This is a genomic window from Ideonella sp. FW305-24, from assembly GCF_058788035.1.
This window is the reverse complement of sequence record NZ_JBYTAI010000043.1, coordinates 1-1,459: the sequence shown is the minus strand read 5'-3', so window position 1 is coordinate 1,459 and position 1,459 is coordinate 1. Positions and strand designations below refer to the sequence as shown.

The 1,459-nt window shown below is 58.9% G+C and carries 3 protein-coding genes; all 3 read right to left on the bottom strand.

All coding sequences use genetic code 11. The features are described 5' to 3' along the window. A partial coding sequence (locus AC3WR5_RS33420; protein ID WP_492490104.1) for a hypothetical protein occupies positions 1-435 on the bottom strand: 435 nt, incomplete at its 3' end. Between the two features lie 21 nt (positions 436-456). Further along, positions 457-729 (bottom strand): hypothetical protein, encoded by a 273-nt coding sequence (locus AC3WR5_RS33415; protein ID WP_492490103.1) that lies wholly within the window; start codon positions 727-729, stop codon positions 457-459. A 4-nt stretch (positions 730-733) separates the two neighbouring features. Beyond that, positions 734-1,459, bottom strand: a 726-nt coding sequence (locus AC3WR5_RS33410) for a hypothetical protein (protein ID WP_492490102.1), incomplete at its 5' end; no start/stop codon positions are given.

Genomic DNA, 1,459 nt, shown 5'->3' with positions numbered 1-1,459 from the left:
GCCGGTGTCGAACTTGCTGCTGCTGGTCGTGGTGCTGAGTTCGACATAGCCTTCGTAGCGGCCCAGGGTGACGTGGGCGGTGTTGATGTCGTTGTCACCCGTGTAGTTGGTGTATTCGTAGGCTTTGACGTTGCCCGTGGCGTCGTAGCCGAGCACGGTGCCGTCCCGGCCGTAGCCGGTGTAGGCGATGTCGTACCTGGGTGTGCTGCCGTCGGTCTCGAAGGCGCACTCGAAGAGCAGCTGGCCGTTGGCGTCGTAGCGCTGGCGGCGGATTTCGAGGGCGGTCTGTTCGTCCGGCGGCAGGTCTTCGTTGAGTTTGTCGGCGTAGCCTTGCCGCAGGCCCACGGGGCCGGACTGGACCACGCGGCCTGCCCCGTCGTACAGGCGCTGGTCGACTTGCACGCCGTCTCGGGTGACCGTCTGCAGGCGGCCCATGCTGTCGGGGAAGGCTTTCTCTTACGACAGCTTATTGAATACCTTCCGGTAGACGCCTTCAAGCCAAACACGCGCGTCCTCATCCGACTCAAACTCGTTCGCAGTCAACCTATTGATAGGGATGGCAATATCATTTGGCCGTGACAGCAACGACTCAAATTGTCGGCGCAATGCATTCACGTCAAACTTTGCCGCGCCGCTGCTCACGAGCACAGCCAGTTCGTCGACTTCATACCATTCAACATGGCAGAAGTCCTTCAATACACGACCAATCGGCTCTTCAAGGGTAGTCAATTTATTACTCCGGTTGCGGGAACATGGTGTTGAAGTCCCATGCTCCGGTTGGATTCTGCTTGTAACGGATAATCATGTAGGCGTCGTCGCTGAAGATTGTATTCCCGAAACCTGTAGGGGCGGCCTTAGGGCCGTAGCGCGTCACGCCGGAAACAAAATCTCTAAAGTCATCCCCGTAAATTTCCTTGAGCGGAATCTCAAGCTGCGCCCGTCCAGTCGTCGATGCGGTGGTTGCGTCGATAAACTGCTGGCTGTTTCGTCCGTAGCTTTCAGCGAAGACGTACGCCTCGTCGCTAACAACCTGTGTTGCGTGTTGAGCGTATTGGTGTGTCCCGCCATGCACTCCGTCAATCCTCGTTCCAGTCATCGGGTCAAAGCCCTCGACAGCACGCCCCTCGAGTTGAGCACCGGTCACTTGGGCACCATGCCGCTGTACTCCGTGCCCTTCGTCAATCAGTTCTTGAAGCCTCGTTTGAACCGGGTTAACAGCGTCAACAGCATTCCCAACCTCCCCCGCAGCACCAACCCTGAACCCACCAACCGAGCCACGCTGAAGCCCGCCCATGCCTGAGGATGCGACTCCGTCGCCGACGATCCCGTAGCGGACGCCGCGAACATTCAAGGTCACGCCATCGCCGCGGCTGTATTGAAGCTCTCCCGATAGAACTTCGCCGACCTTTCCCAGCTTGCCGACGGCGCCCGTGGCTTTCAGCAAAGGCGCTCCGAGCAA